This window comes from Streptomyces sp. HD (genome assembly GCF_028369295.1).
GTDB lineage: Bacteria > Actinomycetota > Actinomycetes > Streptomycetales > Streptomycetaceae > Streptomyces.
The window spans coordinates 1-1,732 of record NZ_JAQMYP010000137.1; the positions used below are offsets into that span (position 1 = coordinate 1).

1 protein-coding gene is annotated in these 1,732 nt (G+C 72.9%); it reads left to right on the forward strand.

The annotated features are described in order from the left end of the window. Positions 1-1,732 (forward strand): type I polyketide synthase (locus POF73_RS45640; RefSeq protein ID WP_443049779.1); only part of this gene is annotated, 1,732 nt, incomplete at both ends.

Consider the following 1,732-nt stretch of genomic DNA (forward strand, 5'->3'; position numbering starts at 1 on the left):
CCGCAGCAGCTGGCCACCCAGCTGCGCACGGAACTCGTCGAAGGTGTACCCGGATCCGGTTCCGTGGCGACGGCGGCCCGGCCGGTGGACGACGAACCGCTCGCGATCGTCGGTATGGCCTGCCGTTACCCCGGCGGCGTTCGCGACGCCGAGGACCTGTGGCGGCTGCTCTCCGAAGGCCGCGACGAACTGTCCGACTTCCCCACCGACCGTGGTTGGGACCGCTGGGGCGCGCCCGCCGTCGGCCAGGCCGGGTTCCTGCACGAGGCCGGGGAGTTCGACGCCGGGTTCTTCGGGATCTCGCCGCGTGAGGCCCTGACCATGGACCCGCAGCAGCGGCTGCTCCTTGAGACCTCGTGGGAGGCGCTGGAGCAGTCCGGCATCGACCCGCACTCCCTGCGGGGCAGCTCCACCGGTGTCTTCGTCGGCGGTGGCCCGCAGGACTATCCCACCGTGCTGATGGGATCGACCGAGGCCGGCAGCGGATACGGCATGACCGGCGCGCTCGGCAGCGTGATGTCCGGCCGGGTGTCCTACGTGCTGGGCCTGGAGGGCCCCGCGGTCACCGTGGATACGGCGTGCTCGTCGTCGCTGGTCGCCCTCCATCTGGCCGCGCAGTCCCTGCACAACGGCGAATGCGACCTGGCCGTCGCCGGCGGCGTGACCATCATGGCCACGCCGAGCGCCTTCACCGGCTTCGACAACCTCGGTGGCATGGCCGGCGACGGCCGCTGCAAGGCCTTCGCGGCGTCCGCCGACGGCACCGGCTGGGGCGAGGGCATCGGCATGGTGGTCGTCGAGCGGCTGTCGGACGCGCGCCGCAACGGGCACGAAGTGCTCGCGGTGATCCGCGGCTCGGCGATCAACCAGGACGGTGCGTCGAACGGCCTGAGCGCCCCGAACGGCCCCGCGCAGCAGCGGGTGATCCGGCAGGCGCTGGCGAACGCGGGCCTGGCGGCCGCGGATGTGGACATGGTGGAGGCGCACGGTACGGGTACGACGCTGGGCGACCCGATCGAGGCGCAGGCGCTGCTGGCGACGTACGGTCAGGACCGCCCCGCCGACCGGCCGCTGTGGCTGGGGTCCGTCAAGTCCAACTTCGGGCACACGGGTGCCGCGGCCGGCGTGGCCGGCGTGATCAAGAGCGTGTTGGCGCTCCAGAACGAGGTGTTGCCGAAGACGCTGCACGTGGACGAGCCGACACCGAAGGTGGACTGGTCGGCGGGTGCGGTGGAGCTGCTGACCGAGGCCCGGGAGTGGGCGCGGGCGGAACGTCCGCGGCGTGCGGGTGTGTCGTCGTTCGGGATCAGCGGCACCAACGCCCACATGATCCTCGAAGAGGCTCCGGAGCCGGAGCCCGTGGAGCCGGCCGGGGCGGGCCGTCCCGTGTTGGAGGGGCCGGTGCCGTGGCTGGTGTCGGCCCGGGGTGAGGCGGCGTTGCGTGCGCAGGCGCGTCGGCTGCTGGAGCGGCTTGTGGAGCATCCCGGGTTGAGTCCGTTGGATGTGGGTTTCTCGTTGGCGGGGACGCGGTCGGCGTTCGAGCAGCGGGCGGTGGTGCTGGGCGGGGACCGGGAGGAGCTGGTCGCCGGGCTGCGGTCGGTGGCCGAGGGTGCCTCGGTGGCGGGTGCGGTGACCGGCCGGGCCGTCGATGCCGGTGCGGGAGCGGTGTTCGTGTTCCCGGGTCAGGGGTCGCAGTGGGTCGGTATGGGGCGTGAGTTGTGGGATGCCTCGC